Source organism: Methanomassiliicoccus sp. (assembly GCA_033485155.1).
In the GTDB taxonomy this organism is placed as follows: domain Archaea; phylum Thermoplasmatota; class Thermoplasmata; order Methanomassiliicoccales; family Methanomassiliicoccaceae; genus UBA6.
Map to the genome: position 1 here is coordinate 166,408 of JAWQJJ010000003.1, position 17,715 is coordinate 184,122.

Below are 17,715 nucleotides of genomic sequence, written 5' to 3' on the forward strand. Positions count from 1 at the left end.
GAATCCCGTGACGCCCGATGCCACCAAGATCGAAAACATGATCTAACACCTATCGTTGAAAAGATGACCCATAAATAAATAGAATAATATATATACAAGCTACTCTAAATATAATGGTCGCCGGTCCTCGGTGCAACATGGCTGAGCACCAAAGAGCATCCCATCCCTGGTGACAGAATTATCATCGAGCTCCCTGTGGCCGGCACCCTTCTATGATACTTCTCGGGCTGAACCCATCTTCATCAGCCTCGAAGTAAAGCGTTACAAACATGAACGCATATCCGCCGATCTGGCCATATAGAAAAACGTTAAATGCAATGGATCTGAATTAACCTGGCCTCTCTGTGCAGCCCGAATGCATTAGTACTTCTATCCCAGAGCGTAAACCTTCCATTGCTGAACGGAGAGGCATCCCCGTTATCGACCGTGTTCCTTTTTCATCCTTTCATCATTTATACGGCCTCATTTTATTTCCTGGCCGAGAGATACATTCTGCTCAGAGCATACGTCCATCCAGGCCGTCCCGTCATGGTGATTGCGTGCTGGCTCTCCGCGCCCTACTCCGCCCGCAGAGAGCCTTTCAGCAACCACACATCATAGCACACTCCCGCCGACTGATCTACTCCCAGGCTGACCTTCTCCCCGGCCATACCTGAAGCCACCAGGCCGAAGTTGATGGCGATGCTTCCTCCTTCCACCAGACCCACGGTTCCTAAGCTGACCTTGATCGTGCCCAACACAGTGACCTTGGCGTCCATGATTCCCTTGATTAGGTCGGGGGTGCCGATTTTCATGTATGCTCCCATCTGCACAAAGGCGTGGTCGGCGAGGGTGCTAACCGGCACCGGGGCCCGGGCTCCTGCCGCCAATGGGTTGAGCGGATCGTCCATGACCTCACCGATGGCGCAAATGAACCATTCCAAGCAGTCCCGGACCGCCCTGCCGTCGTATTCCAGTCCCATAGTCAGTCCCCCGCCCGCAGTCCCCGTCAGATCGTCGAGACCGAGATCTATGTAGAAGCGTAGGGTGGATATCGTCTTCTCCACTGAGTCCATCAAGAGGCCCTCCAAGCGCAGGAGCGCCCCGGCGATGATATCCCGCAGAACATTCATGTCCAACGATGTGGACATATGCTCCTCGAAGCTTTCCTGGAAGCATTTAACTGCCATCGTCAGGAGGCCGTCGAGGTTCTGCTCGCCCAACAGGGCGAAGCCATTGGAGCTACCCCTGGAACCTTCCCTCAGCTCCCATTGCGAGGCCCCATCGCAGACTCGCTGCCAGGTTCTTCCGTCATCGTCGAGGTCCTTCAGCCATGGGGCTGCATCGACCCTCTTGCCATTCCGGTCCAGCAAGGTCACTGACTCCTGCAGAGGGAAACCTTTGACGTCCCCGTTATCCAGGGCCTGCCCGGTGAACTGATGGACGAAGTGACCGTAGGCGGCGACGATTCCGCTGAGGACCTCGCGGTGCGGCTCGCCGCGGGAGGTCACCAGGGCGTATCCAGAGAGGTCGATGGCCTGCCCGGAGGGGTTGTACAGCTCCACCCACTCCCTCGACCGGTCCACTCCCCGGGGGTTCAGTTCCACCTCGTTGATGATCAGGGTGTCCCGGCCCAGTATGTTGAAGCTCATCTCCATCCCGGCGTCGACGTGCCACTTGGTGCCTGGTACAGGGGAGGGGATGCTCCTGAGCGCCTCACCCAGACCGGGGATGTCGCTGAGGGAGAGTGAGACTTTCTGGACCCTCTCCACCACTGGGGCGTACAGCTCTAGGGTGTAGGTCCCCATGTATCCCCTGAGCTCAACCTGATGCTCGTACACCTTGGTCAGGGGGTCGATGGTCAGGTCCACCGACCAGTCTTTCGCCTCCAGGTCCATGGAAACGGCTATGGTATGCTCACCGCTGGGCAGGCGGAGGACGCGCAGGGAGGAGCTCACGCTCGCCCCGGCAAAGGAGTGGGAAAGATCGATCCGCATCCGGTCCTCGGTCCCGGCGAGGGCCGAGTCCTGAGGGGCGAATACGACAGTCAGACTTAGACCGAGGACGTGAAGAGCGATCGACGTTCCACCCACGATCGTCGAAGCCCCATCGGCAAGTAGTCCGATAGCCCTGCCGATGTGCCCGGTGATGATGTCCTCCAGGGAGGCCGTTCCCGAAGACAGGATGTCATTCAAGGTTCCAATGGCGCCGGTGGAGCAGGAGAGCAGATCGCTCATCAGCCGGTAGAGAAAGAGGAACATGTCCTCCGACAGGTGACCGATCGCCTCTGCGGTCGACGCCAGCATATCATACAGCCCGGCCAGGAGGTGCTGTACATCGGACCTTAGGGTGGCCGTGGAGGTGTACTCCACTCCCTCCAGAGACCATCCGCTGAACGCTACCACGGTAAAGCTTCCTTCCAGGGGAATGACCGCCGAGCATGGCAGGTCGACGGCGGTCAGGGCCGAGCGCGCCTCCACTTCTACCTCGCCCAGGTAACGGACCTCCCATTGAGTGAGGTAGGGGGTGGCAGTGTCGGTGCCCAGGTCAGTAACGTGGTGGTTGGGGTAGGAGGTGTTGGAGCGATCGTACTGCCATGGCATCTTGACCGCCACCTGAAGGGATCCGACCCGGCCATTATCGGACAGTTCCAATGACGGAGAGCACACGGACAGGCGTTCCACCCTCCTCTGTCCGTCGGCCAGATCCAGGATCGTCCCGCCTTCGGCGACGGGGATCTCCATTGCCCCGCCCTGGGCAGCGATACTGTGCCCGAAACGGCCCATGGTGTCCTTGACCAGGAGAGCGGTCATCAGACCGAGCCCGGTCGTAGAGGTCATGGCCTCAGTTACCAGGGGGACCAGCCAGCCGGGGTCAACAGTCTTCTGCGAGAGGCCCCGGTCGAACTTGGCCAGAAGGGGGTCGATCCTGCTCTCCATCAGGGCGGCTCGGAAGGCGTCCAGTGCACCCCAGGCCTCCCCGGTGAGGGACATGAAGGTCATGTTGCGAGCCGTCCTGAGCCGCTCCTCGGAAAAGTTGGGCAGCTCCCGAAGCTCCTCCACCAAGACCCCGCTGAGGTCCCACGCCCCCATGGTCAGCGACCGGTTGACCTCCAGGAGGTCCATCCACCGATGCTCGATGAAATCCATAGCCGCCTGGGCCAGGCCCTCCCGCACGTCCCTGACCTCGTTAGCCTTGTCTATGGCTGGCCGTATCCAACCCGAACCGTCCTTGAAAGCGACCGACAGCTGGGCGTCGATTTCCTCCAGATACGTCCTTCCGTCGGCGGGGTCTAGATTGAGTGTGAGCGACGGAAGATGACAGTGGGAAGCGACGCCGTAGGCGACGGTCTCGATGTAGGACCTCATCGCCTGGGCCATTGAGTATGTTTCCGAGCGGTAATCCTCCCGCAGCTCTCCCCACACTGGTGAGGCCAGAACGTCAACCCCCGGCAGGTCGATGGCATACTGCCCCTGGAAGGTATGCCTAACCCTGTTCCCCAGGTCATCGTGGAACTCGATAGTGAAGCTGGGTAGCCTGACCACGATATCCCCTCCTCCGTAACAGTACCACCGATAGTCGTACTCCTGTATGCCCGCTTCGGCCATGGCTGCGGAGATGTACTCGACCATAGCTGCCTGGTCATGGTCCCCGCCGGTGAGGGCGTCCAGAACTCCGAATAGGTTGTCCTCCCCCATCTCCAGGGCGCCCTCGCCGATATTGACAAGGTCGATTAGACCGAGGTAATCCATCCATCTGAGGACGATGACATCGGCGCGGGCGTAGAGAGCCTGGCCGACGATAGCTGCCAGGTCGATGCCGCCCTCCTGATATGACCGGAGGAACAGGTCGGCAGGATCGATCGCACCCTCCGCTGAGGAGAGCAGGGGCTCTAGGATAGCGAGATCCTTGTCGACCGCTCCCATGTCCTGGAAGTACCTCAGCTCCTCGAGCAGCACGGCCAGGTTGACTGCTCGGGCCACATCCTCATGGGTGATTATCACCTCCGTGCTCCTGGCCCCAGTTTTGGCCTCGGAACCGTAGCCTCTCAGCACCCGGTCCTGGGCCAGGGTGGCGAGCTCATATTGCACGACGCTCTCGATCTCCCCCAGAGGGGCTGCCGCGGCGGTCATCCGAGCAAGCCTATAGGCGAGCAAAGGAAGGGGCACGAAAACGTCCTGATCCAGCTCTACCGTTCGAGTTAGGTTCCCTTCTGGGCAGGCGACTACCAGGGAGTAATTCCCGGTGATGACGAAGTAAGCGGGCACGCTCGACCCCTGCCAGGTTAGATCCTTCTCCTGGGCCACGGCCTCCTGTAAGCTGGCCATGAGGAAGGTTAAGGCTAGGCGGTGGGTGACCGACGACCGTATATCGCCGGAGACCGACGGGTAGGCACGGGCCAGGGATTCGTCCAGAGAATTGAGGAAACGCTCCTGCAGAGCAGTGCGGTTGAACTGCTCGGCGCCGCGGACGGCATCCACTGCACTGGCGTAGGCGAGGCGAACGACATTCTCGACCGCATCATCCATGGCCGCCTTGAGCTCCTCCAGCCGCTCCTGGGGGATCCTCGTCGAGCCCTTCTGGGCATCCAACCCATAGAGGAGAGCGATGCTGGCCGAAGATACTACCAAGAGGAGGACAGCAATTACGGAGAAGGGCATCTGGCCCCTACGGTCGCCCCTCGTCTTCGCGAACCTGCTCGTGCCCGTCTTGTTTGGCGTCATCGCTGGGAGCCACGACGGCGGGGCTAAAAAGGGGGAGAGTTAATTGCATGCTACACCGGACCGATTATTTCCGCCCTTCCGGCCGGTCCAGAGATATCTGGAAGAAATTATCGAGGTGGGCCGCCAGGAAGGGGTTATCGGTGAAACCGCAAATGCTCAGGTCAGGGGTGGCCATCAGTGCGACATCGTAATCCATGATAACGTCGGTGGCCAGCAGGTCCGCTTTCCTGATTACTTCGGTAGCCTCAGGTACCTTGACCGAGGGCTCCGCGACCACTGTAACGTGGATCCCTCGCTTAACGGCATGGGCGAACCGGGCGGCAAAGTAGTTGTTGAACTCGGTGAGGTCTGGGGAGGACAAGAAGAAGCGTTCCTTGGCCATATCGATCATCTCGCCGATCTTAGCCATCACACTCTCCTTGCCCAAGATGGTGTAGACCAGTTGCGGGCTGCCCTTCTCGGTCTGAGACCCTCTCAGGGAATCGAGTAACGTGAAGCCACGCTCCAGCTCGGCAGCCAGGCGGTCGCGTATCTCCAGAGGAGGCACAGGTTGAAACACCACCGGGCGGCCCCCCCGGGAGTTCACATAGCCCTTGGTCTTCAGCGCCTCGAGCACCTTATACGCCGACGTTCTCGGGATGTCCGCAGTGTCGGCGACGTCCTCGGCGGTACCACGGGAGCGCAGGACCAAAGCAAGATACACCTTGGCCTCGTAGTCTGAGAGGCCAGTCCGTCTCAGCAGTGACAGAATGTCTTCTCGTTCCAAGGCCATTTGAGTGCTGTCCGGCCGCCTAGGTGAAATCATAAATACGTCCCCGGTTGTCGCTTTATGCGCTACAATAGTATTAAATTATCCCATGTTGAATCGTGGAGCAAAGCGGGATGACACTCGTATGATTGCCAAGGAGAGTGCTTTGAAGAAGGGATTGCCCAAGGACACACTGTCGCTGTGCCCTGAGTGCAAGAAGGTCGTGCCGGCGAGGGTCTTCGAGTCCGAGGGCAAGGTCCTCATGGAGAAGAACTGCCCCGAGCACGGAAAGGTCACCGATGTGTATTGGTCCAACGTCGACCTCTACCTGAAGGCGGAGAGGTTCGCCTACGACGGGATCGGGGTCAGCAACGCCCTTATACAAAACGCCAAGACCTGCCCGGATAACTGCGGCCTGTGCAACTTGCACACCAGCCACACCGCTCTGGCCAACCTTGACCTGACCAACCGGTGCAATCTCAGATGTCCGATCTGCTTCGCCAACGCCAATCAGGCCGGCTATGTCTACGAGCCTTCGTATGAAGAGGTCGTCAAGATGCTGGAGACCTTGAGGGCAGAGAGGCCGGTCCCCTGTACAGCGGTCCAGTTCTCCGGCGGGGAGCCGACCATCTATCCCCGCTTCTTCGATGTCATCAGGAAGGCCAAAGAGCTTGATTTCGCCCAGATCCAGGTCGCCACCAATGGTATCAAACTGGCCGAGGACCCAGAGTTCGCCAAGAAGTGCGCCGAGGCCGGGCTCAACACCATCTACCTGCAGTTCGACGGAGTCACCGATGATATTTACATGAGGACCCGGGCGAAGCCAATGATGGATGTGAAGGTGAAAGCAATCGAGAACGTCCGAAAGCTGAAGGACCATCGTCCGTCCATTGTGCTAGTTCCCACCTTGGTCAAGGGGTTCAACGACCACCAGATCGGGGACATAATCCATTTCGCCATCAAGAACAGCGATGTCGTCAGGGGCGTGAACTTCCAACCCGTGGCTTTCACTGGCCGCATCGATCAGAAGGAACGCGAGGAAGGCCGCTACACAATCCCAGATCTGATCAAAGACATCAAGGAGCAGACCGGGTATGCCAAAGAGGAAGACTGGTACCCAGTGCCCACCGTGGTACCCATCTCCACCTATGCGTCTGCACTGCTAGGGGAGCAAAAGGTCACCTTCACTCCGCACCCCCATTGCGGGATGGCTACCTACTGGTTCGTCAAGGATGAGAAGACCGTCATGCCTCTCACCCAGTTCGTGGATGTTGAGGGCCTCTTCCGCGAGCTATATGATCTCTCCGTGAAGACCGAAGATGCCACGTTCCCCAAGCTCTCCCTGCTGAAGGCAAGGAAGATCCTCAAGGATCATCTGGACGAGAGCAAGATGCCGGAAGGACTGACCACCTCTCAGTTCCTGGACGTCCTGACCAACGTCTTCAACAACAATACAAAGGAAGGCCTGGCCAAGTTCTCCTGGGGCATGATGCTCATCTCCTCGATGCACTTCCAGGACGACTACAATTACGATATCGAGCGGGTGAAAAGGTGCGTGATCCACTATGTGGTGCCAGACGGAAGGATCATACCGTTCTGTGCTTACAACGGTGGGCCGACCTATCGTACCGAGGTGGAGAAGAAGTTCTCCGTGCCTCTAGCGGAGTGGAGAAAGACCAAGGGAAACGAGTACACCTGAGGAATTCAGATGCTAGTATCTATCGAGAAGTGTCATCATTGCGGAGCCTGCGTTGGCTCCTGCCCCAAGAACGCGATCTTCCTTAACGACCTGGTGTTGGTGTTCGGAGAGGAGTGCAACCGCTGCGGCCGCTGCGTCAAGGTCTGTCCTGTCGGCGCGATCACCATGGAGGCGAAGAGATGAGAAAGATAGAGACCGACATTGTTGTTGTCGGGGCTGGACCGGCAGGAAGCATGACTGCCAAGTGGGCCGCCCAGGGCGGGGCGGACGTGCTGATGATCGAGAAGCGCCAGGAGATCGGTTCCCCGGTCCGCTGCGCCGAAGGAATATCCAAGCACTGGATCGACGAGGTTGGCATCACCGTGGACCCCAAGTGGATCGCCCGCGAGGTCCGCGGAGCGAAGATCGTGTCCCCCTCGGGGCATACCTTCCTGGTGGACGAGAAGAACGCCGGCAATGAGGTCGGCTGGGTCGTGGACCGGGTCTTCTTCGACAAAGCGCTCGCGGCCGATGCCGCCCGTGCCGGTACCGAGATACTGCTGAAGACCTCTGCCACCTCTCTGATAAAGGAGGACGGTAAGATCGTCGGCATCATGGCTCAATCCTACGGTGAACCGCTGGAGATCAGGGCGAAGTGCGTGGTCGGCGCAGACGGCTACGAGTCGCAGGTCGGCCGCTGGGCGGGCATAGACACCAGCCTGAAGACCGATGATATCGATACCTGCTACCAGTACCGCCTCACCGGGATCGACTACGATCCGGATTATTGCGAGTTTACCCTCGGGTCCGCGGCTCCCGGTGGATATGTCTGGGTGTTCCCCAAGAATGAGGACACCGCCAACGTCGGGATCGGGGTGCAGCTATCCAAGGTCAAGCACCCCGCCGATCCCAAGATGTACCTCGACAAGTTCATCGCCAAGAACCCTGGACTGAAGAAGGGGCAGCCATTGGAGGCGGTGGCTGGTGCAGTATCTATCTGCGCCCCCTTGGACTCCGTGTCGGTCGATAACCTCATCCTCGTCGGCGATGCCGCCAGGATGATTGACCCCATCACCGGCGGTGGCATCTCCATCAGCTGCATCGCCGGCATGTGCGCCGGAAAGGTCCTGGCCAAGGGTGTGGAGGCGAACGATCTCTCCATGAACACCCTTCAGGAGTACGAGACGGCATGGAGGAACCGGCTGGAGAACAAGCAGTGGCGCAACTGGATGGCCAAGGAGAAGCTCACCACTCTCTCGGACGAAACGCTGGACAAGGTCGTCCATACCTTCTCCAAGTATGGCGTGGACAAGCTGTCCGTCCAAGGATTGCTGGCGGTCATCAAGGAGCACCACCCCGAGCTGGTCAAGGAGTTCGAGGAGTTCATCTGAGCTCCTCAACTCCTCTCTTTCTTTTTTACAAAGAAATTTCTGCTATCTTAAAAAAGTAAAGGAATAACCGATCAACTTGATCCATTTATTGTTGCAAGAGGAACGCATCGATAGTCTAGCCATCTGTCAGATCTATTCCTCGGCCCGCACGCCGTCCACGCCAGTGCGTACGATGAACGGAGTGCCCCCGCGAGATCTTATCGCCTCGGCGACCTTCTCCGGCTCGTCAGTCAATGCGATCATGCTTCCCCCACCCCCCGCCCCGGTGAGCTTGGCGCCATACGAAAAGGGCAGGGATGCGTCCACCAGCTTCTGCAAAGCTGGTGTAGAAACACCCAGGATGGTCAGGAGGTTGTGGTCCTTGGTCATTAGTCTGCCGAGGGCCTCGACATCGCCGACCCTCATGCGACCCAGACCCTCCATGGTTAGCATGCCGATCTCGTCGATGATTTCCCGGGCGAAACCGCTCCTCTCAGCGTAACGTCGGACCTTCGCCACCAGCGGACCGGTCGGCGCTTTGTTCCCGGTGAACCCGACCACAAGGGTCATCTTTGGCACTTCACAGTCGTGAATGAACCATCGGCGGGTATCGCGGGCTATCTCCCACAGCAGGCTCTCGTCCTTACTTGCGCTTATAAATATGCCGCCCCCGTGCGATGAGATGGAGGTATCGATGGGACTGGCCCTTCCCTGCACAATGGACTCGATGTCGAAAGCGTGCCGGGCGATGTCCTCTGGGACGATGCCGTTCCTCCGAGCGTTGATCGCTCCCAGGGTGGCCACGGTGACCGCGGCGGACGAACCGAGACCCGAGCCGGACGGCAGATCCGAAGCGATATCGATGGCCGCATGGCCTTCAGTCCAGTGCTGCCGGAGGACAGCAGCGATATATGGCCCCGCCCGCTCATCCATGGGCTGACCGTTCAAGGTAGATTCCTGGGACGGGCGAATGGAGCACCGTAGCCTGAGATTGATGGCCAGGGCAATGGCCGGGCGGCCGAACACAACGGCATGTTCGCCCAGCAAGATCACTTTTCCTGGGGCTGAGGCGACGGACATGCTCGCTCTCATCCCATTTCACCCATTAAACCGTTTCTCATGGCCCGATCACCGCTTTTTTCTCAATAACAATGGCCCTTCGGTCCGTAATCTGGAGAATCAGCGGAGAACCTTCATATATGCACATCCACAGATAGGAAGGGGAACAAGAGAAGGAGAGATATGGGATGTCAGAAAGATGTGCAGTTATGACCACCCTCAACGGCGAGATGGTGGAGTGGAGAGTATTCGAGACCCAAGCCCAGGCCCTGCAGCATTATAACCAGGGAGTCGACAAAGTCCAGAAGATGGTGAACCACACCGACGATGAGGGAGTGTGGGAGATCATGCTGTGCGATGTGAAGCAGTATGCACTATCGCGTCAGAAAGCTGAGCAGTTGAGCACGGAGAAGAGTACCGATTGGTACTCTAAGTACCTGGAGATCATGTCTCGCCGCAGTCATAGGTCGACCAGGGTCAGGCACAGCTCCAACCTGAATCTATGGAAGAAGTTGAGGACCAATATCGTCGATAGCATTTTCACTGACGACGAAGAGCCGACGGTCAGGGGCGCCTGATCACCTCTGACACAAAAGGCCGATCATGCGGCCCATGTCCAGCTTAGTGTCCTGGTAGTCCACTAGGACCCTTTCGACGTTGCGGCTCCCGACGTGCTGAAAGAGCCATGCGGAAACGGAGCTGGCGCCCACCTCGCTGAGTAGCACGACTTCGAAATGGAGGATGTACGGGAAGTGCTTCACCCGGCCGGAGAAAGTCCGAACGTAGATGAGGCAGGCATCGCTACCCAGCTCCAGCACCTCCCCTTCCAGCACAGGCTGTTTGCCCATGAGGGCGTTGATCAGTTCAGGATCGAAGGTGTGGATCTCCAGCTTCATCCGGTTCACGTCGATATAGAACTGATGATGTAGTCAATCTTTACGGCGAGCGGCTGCGGGGTCCCTGGCCCTTAGCAGGGGCAGGGATAGCAACAGTATCGCACCCCCTGCCAGGAGGAAGGGGGCGAAACCTACGCTCTCCCCCGCGCTCCCGGCCAGGGAAGCCAGGGCGACCGGAGCTATAACGAAACCCAGGTCCCCCACCGTCCTGAACAGACCCATCGCCGCCCCCAGATCTCGAGGTTCGGTCACGTCCGCAACCCAAGCCGCGATGGGGCCGGAGAGGCCAACCGAGAGACCCATGGCCATCAGTACAGCGGTGAAACCGACAGGGTCGTGGGTGAATGGAAGGGCGAGGATCAACACGGCCAAGAGGAGGAGGGCACCCATAAGGAAGGGTTTCCGACCATACCGGTCGGTCATCCGACCGGCGACGACCATCATGACCAGGTTACAGATCGCGCTGAGGGTCAGGACCAGGCCCAGAAATCCCTCGTCCATGCCCAAGTTATATTGAGCATAGAGCGGGACTATGGTGTTGAGGATCCCCTGGCGGTTGATGAAGATGGCAAAGGTGGCCAGGTTGATGGCAAGAAGATCGAACCGGGTCATCAGTCGGCCCAGCTGGCGAAGGGAGATTTTTTCCACCCTCGCGAGCTCCGGCCGCACTTCCCGGATCATGCCGAGGACGAGGAAGAATGACGCTGCAGCGCAAATGCCGTACACGATGAACGGGGCGCTGAGGCCGTAGCGGATGGATACGAAACCTCCCACTGCCGGGCCGAACGAAGTGCCAAGAAGGAACATCGAAAGATAGAATGAGAGGTGCGCCCCCCGTGACGCAGGGGGCGCCAGCCGACTTACCGCGGTGATCGAGGTGGTGGTATACAGTGCGGAGCCGACTCCCTCGAATATACGGGCGCATAGGAGCATCGGGTAGTTGACGGCCACCCCTGCCAGCAATGAGGATACTGCGATTGTGGCCAGCCCTAGGAGCATGAGGCGCTTCATGCCGTAGCGGGCGCTGAGCAACCCTGCTGGGATGTCCAGGAGGACCCTGGCCACCGCAAAGGCGGAGATCAGCAGGCCAACCAGAGCCAGGGACACCCCGAAGCTGAGGCCGTAGGACGGCAGCACCGGAGCGATGATGGATACTCCCATCATCACGAAGAAGGCGACCACTGACAGTACCAGTGTCGACCTGAACTCGGGGCGCAGGGGCCCACCTCACCTAAGGAGATCAGAGGCCGTATTTCTCGGCCATCTCTTCGAGGGCATCGTTGGGAGTCTTGCCGTCGAGATCATCGCGGGGCGTGGACCACCATTCCTCCTCGAACTTGCTGAGGGCGGCGACCAGCTTCTCCTCGGAGGCGAAGTTCTCACCCTCCTTCTCCTTGAAGTCCTCGCGGAAGGTCTTCAGCAGGTCAACCCCATATTTGCTGTTAACGATGGTGACGGTGATGTAATCGTCCAGGTTACGGGCGTAGGCCAAGGCCATGTCCTCCGGGACGACGTCCATGGTCATGTCCAAGAGCGCGTTGGTCAGGGTCAGGAAGAGCATCTCCTCCCTCGACTCGCGGGGGACCGACTTATCGTTGATGACCTCCATCAGGCTGGGGAACCAGACATCCCGCAGCGCATAGGTGCGGTTCTGGTTCTTGCCGAAGATAACGCCTTCGGCCAGGGTGTCCAGGTCTTCCACTAACTCCTCGGACGAGGGTAGATCCTCTTCCTCTTTCTTGATCGGCTTTGCCTTGACGGGCTTCTCGCCCCTGGCAGGCATCTTCCTATTGGGTTTAGCCTTCTTGGACTCGGATTTCAAATGGGATCCTCCCTATGCCAAGCGAGCATTCAGAGGTGCATGGGCGCATCCCATGTCCCCTGTGGCCGGCATTTCGAATAAAGGACATGCCCGTATATATTTCCTCTTTACGCCCAGACCGGCCTTACAGGCCCTCGACAACCTTCTTGACGATCGCTAGCCCGTTGGTGATGTTTTCCTCGGAGGCGGCGTAGGAGAACCTCAGATGGTTCTCTCCCATCTCCCCGAAGGCGGTCCCCGGTGCACATATGACCCCTTTGGCCACGAGCTTGTGGGCGAGGTCCCGGGAGGGGATCTTTTGCTTGTATCCAGGGAAAGCATAGAACGCTCCCTGGGGTAGATGGCAATGGAAGCCCTCGATTTCGTTGAGGCCGTCGATCATCGTCTTCCGGCGGCGCTTGAAGATGGGGACCACAGTCTTGACGAACGCCTCTTGTGCCCCGAAGGCCTTGGCCAGGGCGATCTGAGGCGGAGTCGGTGGGCAGGCTACCAGGTGATACTGCATGTTGGCGATGTGGTTCACCACCTCCAGCGGAGCGGTCAGGAACCCGATCCTCCAGCCAGGTACAGCAAAGGACTTGGAGAACGAGTTAAGCACCACGGCGCGCTCGATGACCTCGCTGAATGAATGGTGCATGCCGTGGTAGATATAGTCCTCATAGACCTCGTCGGAGATGATCCAGAGGTCGTGATCACTGGCGAGGTCTTTGATGGCTTTGAAGCTCTCCAGATTCAGCACCGAGCCGGTGGGGTTGGAAGGTGAGTTGACGACAATGCCCTTGGTCCGTGGAGTGATGCGCTCCTTGATGGCCTCGATGTCCGGCTGGAAATGTTCCTCGTGTCGGAGCGGATAGGGCACCGGCACAGCCTCGGCCAAAGTGCTGTCCGGCTCATATAGCACGAAACCAGGCTCAGGGATGAGGACCTCATCTCCCTTATCGAACAGTGTTTGGAAGGTGGCCATGGTGCCCTGGGTACCCGAAGCGGTGATGACCACATTGTCCATGGTGATATCCTTTCTATACTTCTGGACCTTGCCTGCGACCAGCTTTCGCAGAGGGTCGATGCCTTTGGTCGGGCCGTAGTGGTTGCCGTCCTGGTCCAGGGCTTCCTTATACGCGTCCCTGGCCTCCTGGGGAGGCTCGAAATCCAGTTCTCCCAGCCCCAGGTTGATGGCCCCGTTGGTGGCCATCTCGAAAATCTCTCGTATGCCCGATGGCTTTATCGCTAGAACGCGCTTGGAGACCATGAGGGCGTAGGAACCGTTCTCGCCATTTTATCCTTTTGGTCCAGTCATCCATAACAACAGATAAGTCGACGACGGCCATTCCCCATCGGAAAGGATGGCGGCAGAGGGTACGAGCGCCGAGGAGAAAATCAGAACCTGCACCGAGTCCTATCTCTGCCTGGACCGGTTACCCAGACCAGCCGTATCGTTCATCACCATCGTCCTCCCGTTCGTGGCCATGGCCGCGATAGCACTCGCCCCCATCGGCCTGGAGTCGGGGATCAAGTACACCCTCGCCGTTTTCGTCTGCGTCAGCTTGCTGTGGACCTTCGGGGCCCTGCCCCTGGCAGTGACCGCCCTTCTAGTCCCGGTCCTGCTGGTCTTCTTTGGTATCTTCACGCCCACTGGAGCGCTGGCCTCGTTCGCTGACCCCGTGGTCTTCCTGCTGATAGGAGGTCTGATCATCGCCGAGGCCTTCCGGGTCAACGGCTTGGATAAACGGTTAGCGTACACCCTGGTGACCATGGTCGGTGGGGACCTCCGGCGGACCTTCGTGGCTCTCATGGCGATCTCCGCCGCCCTATCCATGTGGATCTCGAATACCGCCACGGTGGCCCTCCTCCTGCCCGTGGTTTTAAACATCGCCAACCGAGCTAGGGGGAACGACCGCAAGGTGGCCACCCTGTTCCTCCTCGGGATATGCATGTCTACCGCGTTCGGCAGCATGAGCACCATCGTGGGGTCCCCGGTGAACGCGATCGCCTTTGGGATGCTCAATCAGGTCGCCCTCTGGACCTTTCTCGACTGGATTGCAGTTGGGGGAGCGGTAAGCCTCGCTCTCCTCCTGCTGACCTACCTCTTGCTCCCCAGAATCATCCCTCCGTCCGCTGACAACATCGACCTCGGGCCGATAGCCAAAGAGCTAAAGGGGATGGGGCCGGTCAGCAAGAGGGAGGCCATCACCCTGGCCATATTCATGCCAACGGTGGGCCTGTGGATCGGCGGAGGGTGGACGACCCAGCTCCTGGGGCTCACCCCTGGCTTCCTCAGCGCGGCGATGGTGTCCTTGATGGCCGCCTTCCTCCTCTTCGCGTCCCGAGCCATCGCCTGGAGCGATGCCCGCCGCATTTCCTGGGAAGTTTTCCTCATCATCGGGGCCGGCCTGGCCATCGGCCATGCCCTGGATGCCACCGGCACCGCGGCGTGGTTCGCCCAACTGCTGTTCGAGCTGACGGGCGGGCAAAGCCTCATCGTCATGATGCTGTTGGTCGGTTTCATCACCATCCTTATGGGCACCATGCTCAGCAACAGTGCTACCGTATCCATCATGGTGCCCATCGTCATCAGCCTGTCCACGGCCATCGGGGCGGATCCCAGGTACCTCGTACTCGTAGCGGCGTTATGCGCCTCCATATCGTTCATCACTCCTGTGGGCACCCCTCCCGTTACTCTTGCCTATTCCACCGGCTTTTTCACCCGTCGAGAACTGGCAAGGGCGGGACTGATCGTGACCATACCTGCAGTCTTTCTGGTCGTGCTCATCGTGTTCGCCCTTGTCTCCCTGGGTTGAGGACCATGGACCTGGCAGAACGATAACGGGGGCGCAGGAGGCGATATGAACAAAAAAAGGAGAAGAGTGGTTGGGTCGAAGAAACAACGCTATTACTTCTTCAACTTACCTTTTACCTTGGAACCGAACTCTCCGAGGTCCTTCTTTACTTCGCTGCCGGTCTCCTTCAGCTCGGCTCCGACCTTCTTCGCTCCATCCTTCAACTTGTCGTCGAACTCAAACTTTCCCTTTTTCTCGACCATTTATCCACCTGTCCGATTATTGCTTATTCTCGTTAATAAATATTTAGAGTGAATATTAACATTGGTGGAATTACCATGAGAAGAATCTAAATAACAGGGGATACGAGCGCTCTCTCGCTTGAGGATGGCAACCACCCATCGTCAAACGCAGCTTTCCTCCTCCCGCTTGTAGGATTGCCATCCGAAAGTTATTAGATATACGATTGTTAATATAATCGGTTGATGCGCGAACAGGTGGGGATTTTCTTGGCCTTGGCATTGTGCCTGCTGATGATCATGACCGTGCTGCCGACAGCCAGGTCGGACGATGTGACCCCGGCGTCTCAGACCTTCATCACCGAGGACGCCGAGGAGGCGACCTATGATGAATGGGATGCTCACTGGGAACGCTGGGACGCTAACGACGATAACGTCTCCGGCCAGGACTGGTGGTGTCGCCAGATGCACGAGGTCCATTCCGGCCAACGGGCCGTATTCTGCGCCAGGAACGGCATCAATTCGCATTATCTGGACTCCACGGGGCACCAGCCGTGGAACGTCAACCTCACCAGTCTGCCAGAGTCGGCCTCCCAGTCCAGTTATGTGCTCAGGTACGATACCAACCAGGATGCCATCATGCGCAGGCCCATAACCGGGGCCCAGTACTACAGGACGATTACGGTCACCTTCTGGTTCTACTCCGACACGGGGGCCTCCGACGCCAAGCAACCGGGGACCAATGCCTCGGTCGGCTACGACTTCCTTAATGTCATTTACTACACGGGAATGGGCGAGGAGAAGGTGAAGCGGGTGGCGTGGACCGACTCCGAGTCCCAGGCGACGTCCAGGACTTGGACCCAGGTCTCCATCGCCATCCCCAACAACGCCACCATGGTCGGCTTCGAGTTCGTGTCCGGCACGGTGCCCCCGGCCGGCGGGGATGCCAGCGACACTTTCTCAACCTCTGATATTCGGACCGTTCCCTCGGGCTCGGCGGGAATGAGGGAGGGGGTCTTCCTTGACGACATCAGCGTGGTGGGGACCGATCCAGCGCCGGACTTCCCCCTGGTGACCTCGGTCGATAACCTCCCGGCCTACGAAACCGGCCTTTCGTTCCCGGTAAGCATCGTGGATAACGGTCCCAAGGTGGGGATGAGATACGCTAACCTTTACTATCGTCCAGCTGGAGAGGTCGATTGGACCAAGTACACCACGTCCGATAACCCCGCCGGAGAGTTCTCCTCCGGCTCCACCGTTTTCGTCGCCCCTGAGGATGGCAAGTATGAGTTCCTCTCGGTGGGAGTGGACCAGAACGGCACGGTCGAGGCGATGCGCACTGGGGCGGACGAGTCCACAATCGTCGACACGACGGCCCCGGTCTCGAACATCACCGTGAACGGCATGGTCGTCGACGGCCATCATACGGGCGCGGCCTCTTTTACCATCTCATCCCAGGACCGGACCTCGGGGGTCGATGCAGTGACCTATCGGGTCGATGGAGGAGGGTGGGAGCCATACTCTACAAGCGTCGGTCTGGCCACCAGCGGGAACCACGTGGTCGATTACTACGCGACTGATAAGGCGGGCAATATCGAGGGAACAAGGAGCGAGAGCATCTTGATCGTCGACGGTTCCTCGGGCATTGTGTTCGATAGTAAGGACGACGCATTCCCAGACGGCAACGTGACCGTCCACTTCACCGTCGTGTCGCTCACCTCCATTACCAAGCTCGAATACGCGCTAGACGGAGGTTCGTTCACCGAGGCCTCGACGAGCTCCACCTCGTTCTCCTTCACTGGGCTGAGCGACGGGGAGCATAGTCTATCGGTAAGGGCAGTGGATATGAACGGCAGCACCCTCCAGGGGAAGTTGGAATTCACCGTGGGGGAGACCACGGCCAACCGGGGTGGAACGGTCGGGTCCCTTGACCAGTCAATGATCTTAATCGGCTTGGGGGTAGCTGCGGCGGTAGCGCTCGTGGGCGTGACCTGGCATCTGAGGAAGAGAAAAGACTGAGGATGGCGGGTTGGTCCATAGGTCCGCCTCTCCGAACGATACTGCATCAGGGGTCATCCAGCCACGTGCTCCACGCTCAGACAGACCACCTGAGATCAGACTGAGGTAGCAATTAGGACGATAGCGACCACGGCGATCAAGAGCACGGCCGATGCTATCAGCAGGATAGCCGGCACGGACAGGCCAGTTTTAGCCTGCGGCTGAGGGACAGCAGGCTGATAGGACGGATGGCCGACAGGGGGCGGAAGGTACTCCCCACAACCCAGACAATAGCTGGCCGTCAGAGTGTTAAGGGAGCCACACTTCGGGCACGCCCTAAGCTGCGATTGGTCCGTCGGCCTTTGATACAGAGGGACACTTCCGGCCATCATCTCATTTCCACCTGATGGACAGAGGACAGCGTC

General features: G+C 58.8%; 15 protein-coding genes. 6 read left to right on the top strand and 9 right to left on the bottom strand.

Going from position 1 to position 17,715, the window contains the following annotated elements; genetic code table 11:
* Positions 1–557: 557 nt before the first annotated feature.
* On the bottom strand, positions 558–4,703 hold the full coding sequence (locus tag SA339_06400) for a lamin tail domain-containing protein (GenBank protein MDW5562841.1): 4,146 nt from the start codon (positions 4,701–4,703) through the stop codon (positions 558–560).
* Positions 4,704–4,767: 64 nt separating this feature from the next.
* A complete protein-coding gene (locus SA339_06405) occupies positions 4,768–5,475 on the bottom strand; it encodes a helix-turn-helix domain-containing protein (protein MDW5562842.1) in 708 nt (235 codons plus the stop codon).
* A gap of 121 nt (positions 5,476–5,596) precedes the next feature.
* Here SA339_06405 and SA339_06410 point away from each other — a divergent pair, with 121 nt between their 5' ends.
* The 3 genes from SA339_06410 to SA339_06420 are packed head-to-tail and all read left to right on the top strand — an operon-like array spanning position 5,597 to position 8,520.
* Positions 5,597–7,150, top strand: a complete 1,554-nt coding sequence (locus SA339_06410; GenBank protein MDW5562843.1) for a radical SAM protein — start codon at positions 5,597–5,599, stop codon at positions 7,148–7,150.
* A 9-nt stretch (positions 7,151–7,159) separates the two neighbouring features.
* Positions 7,160–7,333 carry a 4Fe-4S binding protein gene (locus SA339_06415; protein ID MDW5562844.1) on the top strand — a complete coding sequence of 58 codons (174 nt, stop codon included), beginning with the start codon at positions 7,160–7,162 and terminating at the stop codon, positions 7,331–7,333.
* The gene (locus SA339_06420) at positions 7,330–8,520 is read left to right on the top strand and encodes an NAD(P)/FAD-dependent oxidoreductase (GenBank protein MDW5562845.1); all 1,191 of its coding nucleotides are present in this window, start codon (positions 7,330–7,332) and stop codon (positions 8,518–8,520) included. Before SA339_06415 ends, SA339_06420 begins: the two co-directional genes overlap by 4 nt.
* Before the next feature lie 132 nt (positions 8,521–8,652).
* Here the strand turns inward: SA339_06420 and mvk are convergent, their stop codons facing one another.
* Positions 8,653–9,579, bottom strand: a complete 927-nt coding sequence (mvk, locus tag SA339_06425; protein MDW5562846.1) for a mevalonate kinase — start codon at positions 9,577–9,579, stop codon at positions 8,653–8,655.
* A gap of 167 nt (positions 9,580–9,746) precedes the next feature.
* Here mvk and SA339_06430 point away from each other — a divergent pair, with 167 nt between their 5' ends.
* On the top strand, positions 9,747–10,136 hold the full coding sequence (locus SA339_06430; GenBank protein ID MDW5562847.1) for a hypothetical protein: 390 nt from the start codon (positions 9,747–9,749) through the stop codon (positions 10,134–10,136).
* Here SA339_06430 and SA339_06435 read toward each other — a convergent pair whose 3' ends face one another.
* The 4 genes from SA339_06435 to SA339_06450 all read right to left on the bottom strand — a co-directional run bounded on the left by SA339_06435 (position 10,137) and on the right by SA339_06450 (position 13,525).
* Positions 10,137–10,454 (bottom strand): hypothetical protein, encoded by a 318-nt coding sequence (locus SA339_06435; GenBank protein ID MDW5562848.1) that lies wholly within the window; start codon positions 10,452–10,454, stop codon positions 10,137–10,139.
* Positions 10,455–10,487: 33 nt separating this feature from the next.
* A complete protein-coding gene (locus SA339_06440) occupies positions 10,488–11,636 on the bottom strand; it encodes an MFS transporter (GenBank protein ID MDW5562849.1) in 1,149 nt (382 codons plus the stop codon).
* A gap of 58 nt (positions 11,637–11,694) precedes the next feature.
* Entirely contained in the window at positions 11,695–12,276 is a 582-nt protein-coding gene (locus tag SA339_06445) for a hypothetical protein (protein ID MDW5562850.1), read from the bottom strand.
* A 124-nt stretch (positions 12,277–12,400) separates the two neighbouring features.
* A complete protein-coding gene (locus tag SA339_06450) occupies positions 12,401–13,525 on the bottom strand; it encodes an aminotransferase class I/II-fold pyridoxal phosphate-dependent enzyme (GenBank protein ID MDW5562851.1) in 1,125 nt (374 codons plus the stop codon).
* 94 nt (positions 13,526–13,619) lie between these two features.
* Here SA339_06450 and SA339_06455 point away from each other — a divergent pair, with 94 nt between their 5' ends.
* A complete protein-coding gene (locus tag SA339_06455) occupies positions 13,620–15,074 on the top strand; it encodes an SLC13 family permease (protein MDW5562852.1) in 1,455 nt (484 codons plus the stop codon).
* Between the two features lie 92 nt (positions 15,075–15,166).
* Here the strand turns inward: SA339_06455 and SA339_06460 are convergent, their stop codons facing one another.
* On the bottom strand, positions 15,167–15,316 hold the full coding sequence (locus tag SA339_06460) for a hypothetical protein (protein MDW5562853.1): 150 nt from the start codon (positions 15,314–15,316) through the stop codon (positions 15,167–15,169).
* Between the two features lie 222 nt (positions 15,317–15,538).
* On the opposite strand from SA339_06460, the gene SA339_06465 reads away from it, so the two are divergent.
* Complete coding sequence (locus tag SA339_06465; GenBank protein ID MDW5562854.1) at positions 15,539–17,311, top strand: Ig-like domain-containing protein; 1,773 nt, start codon at positions 15,539–15,541, stop codon at positions 17,309–17,311.
* Between the two features lie 95 nt (positions 17,312–17,406).
* Here the strand turns inward: SA339_06465 and SA339_06470 are convergent, their stop codons facing one another.
* Complete coding sequence (locus SA339_06470; protein ID MDW5562855.1) at positions 17,407–17,682, bottom strand: hypothetical protein; 276 nt, start codon at positions 17,680–17,682, stop codon at positions 17,407–17,409.
* Between the last annotated feature and the right edge of the window lie 33 nt (positions 17,683–17,715).

Bases quoted from the DNA above. Each gene is read 5' to 3' on its own strand.
- SA339_06400 (MDW5562841.1), bottom strand. From the start codon at position 4,703: ATGACGCCAAACAAGACGGGCACGAGCAGGTTCGCGAAGACGAGGGGC.
- SA339_06405 (MDW5562842.1), bottom strand. From the start codon at position 5,475: ATGGCCTTGGAACGAGAAGACATTCTGTCACTGCTGAGACGGACTGGC.
- SA339_06410 (MDW5562843.1), top strand. From the start codon at position 5,597: ATGATTGCCAAGGAGAGTGCTTTGAAGAAGGGATTGCCCAAGGACACA.
- SA339_06415 (MDW5562844.1), top strand. From the start codon at position 7,160: ATGCTAGTATCTATCGAGAAGTGTCATCATTGCGGAGCCTGCGTTGGC.
- SA339_06420 (MDW5562845.1), top strand. From the start codon at position 7,330: ATGAGAAAGATAGAGACCGACATTGTTGTTGTCGGGGCTGGACCGGCA.
- mvk (MDW5562846.1), bottom strand. From the start codon at position 9,579: ATGTCCGTCGCCTCAGCCCCAGGAAAAGTGATCTTGCTGGGCGAACAT.
- SA339_06430 (MDW5562847.1), top strand. From the start codon at position 9,747: ATGTCAGAAAGATGTGCAGTTATGACCACCCTCAACGGCGAGATGGTG.
- SA339_06435 (MDW5562848.1), bottom strand. From the start codon at position 10,454: ATGAAGCTGGAGATCCACACCTTCGATCCTGAACTGATCAACGCCCTC.
- SA339_06450 (MDW5562851.1), bottom strand. From the start codon at position 13,525: ATGGTCTCCAAGCGCGTTCTAGCGATAAAGCCATCGGGCATACGAGAG.
- SA339_06455 (MDW5562852.1), top strand. From the start codon at position 13,620: ATGGCGGCAGAGGGTACGAGCGCCGAGGAGAAAATCAGAACCTGCACC.
- SA339_06460 (MDW5562853.1), bottom strand. From the start codon at position 15,316: ATGGTCGAGAAAAAGGGAAAGTTTGAGTTCGACGACAAGTTGAAGGAT.
- SA339_06465 (MDW5562854.1), top strand. From the start codon at position 15,539: ATGCGCGAACAGGTGGGGATTTTCTTGGCCTTGGCATTGTGCCTGCTG.
- SA339_06470 (MDW5562855.1), bottom strand. From the start codon at position 17,682: ATGATGGCCGGAAGTGTCCCTCTGTATCAAAGGCCGACGGACCAATCG.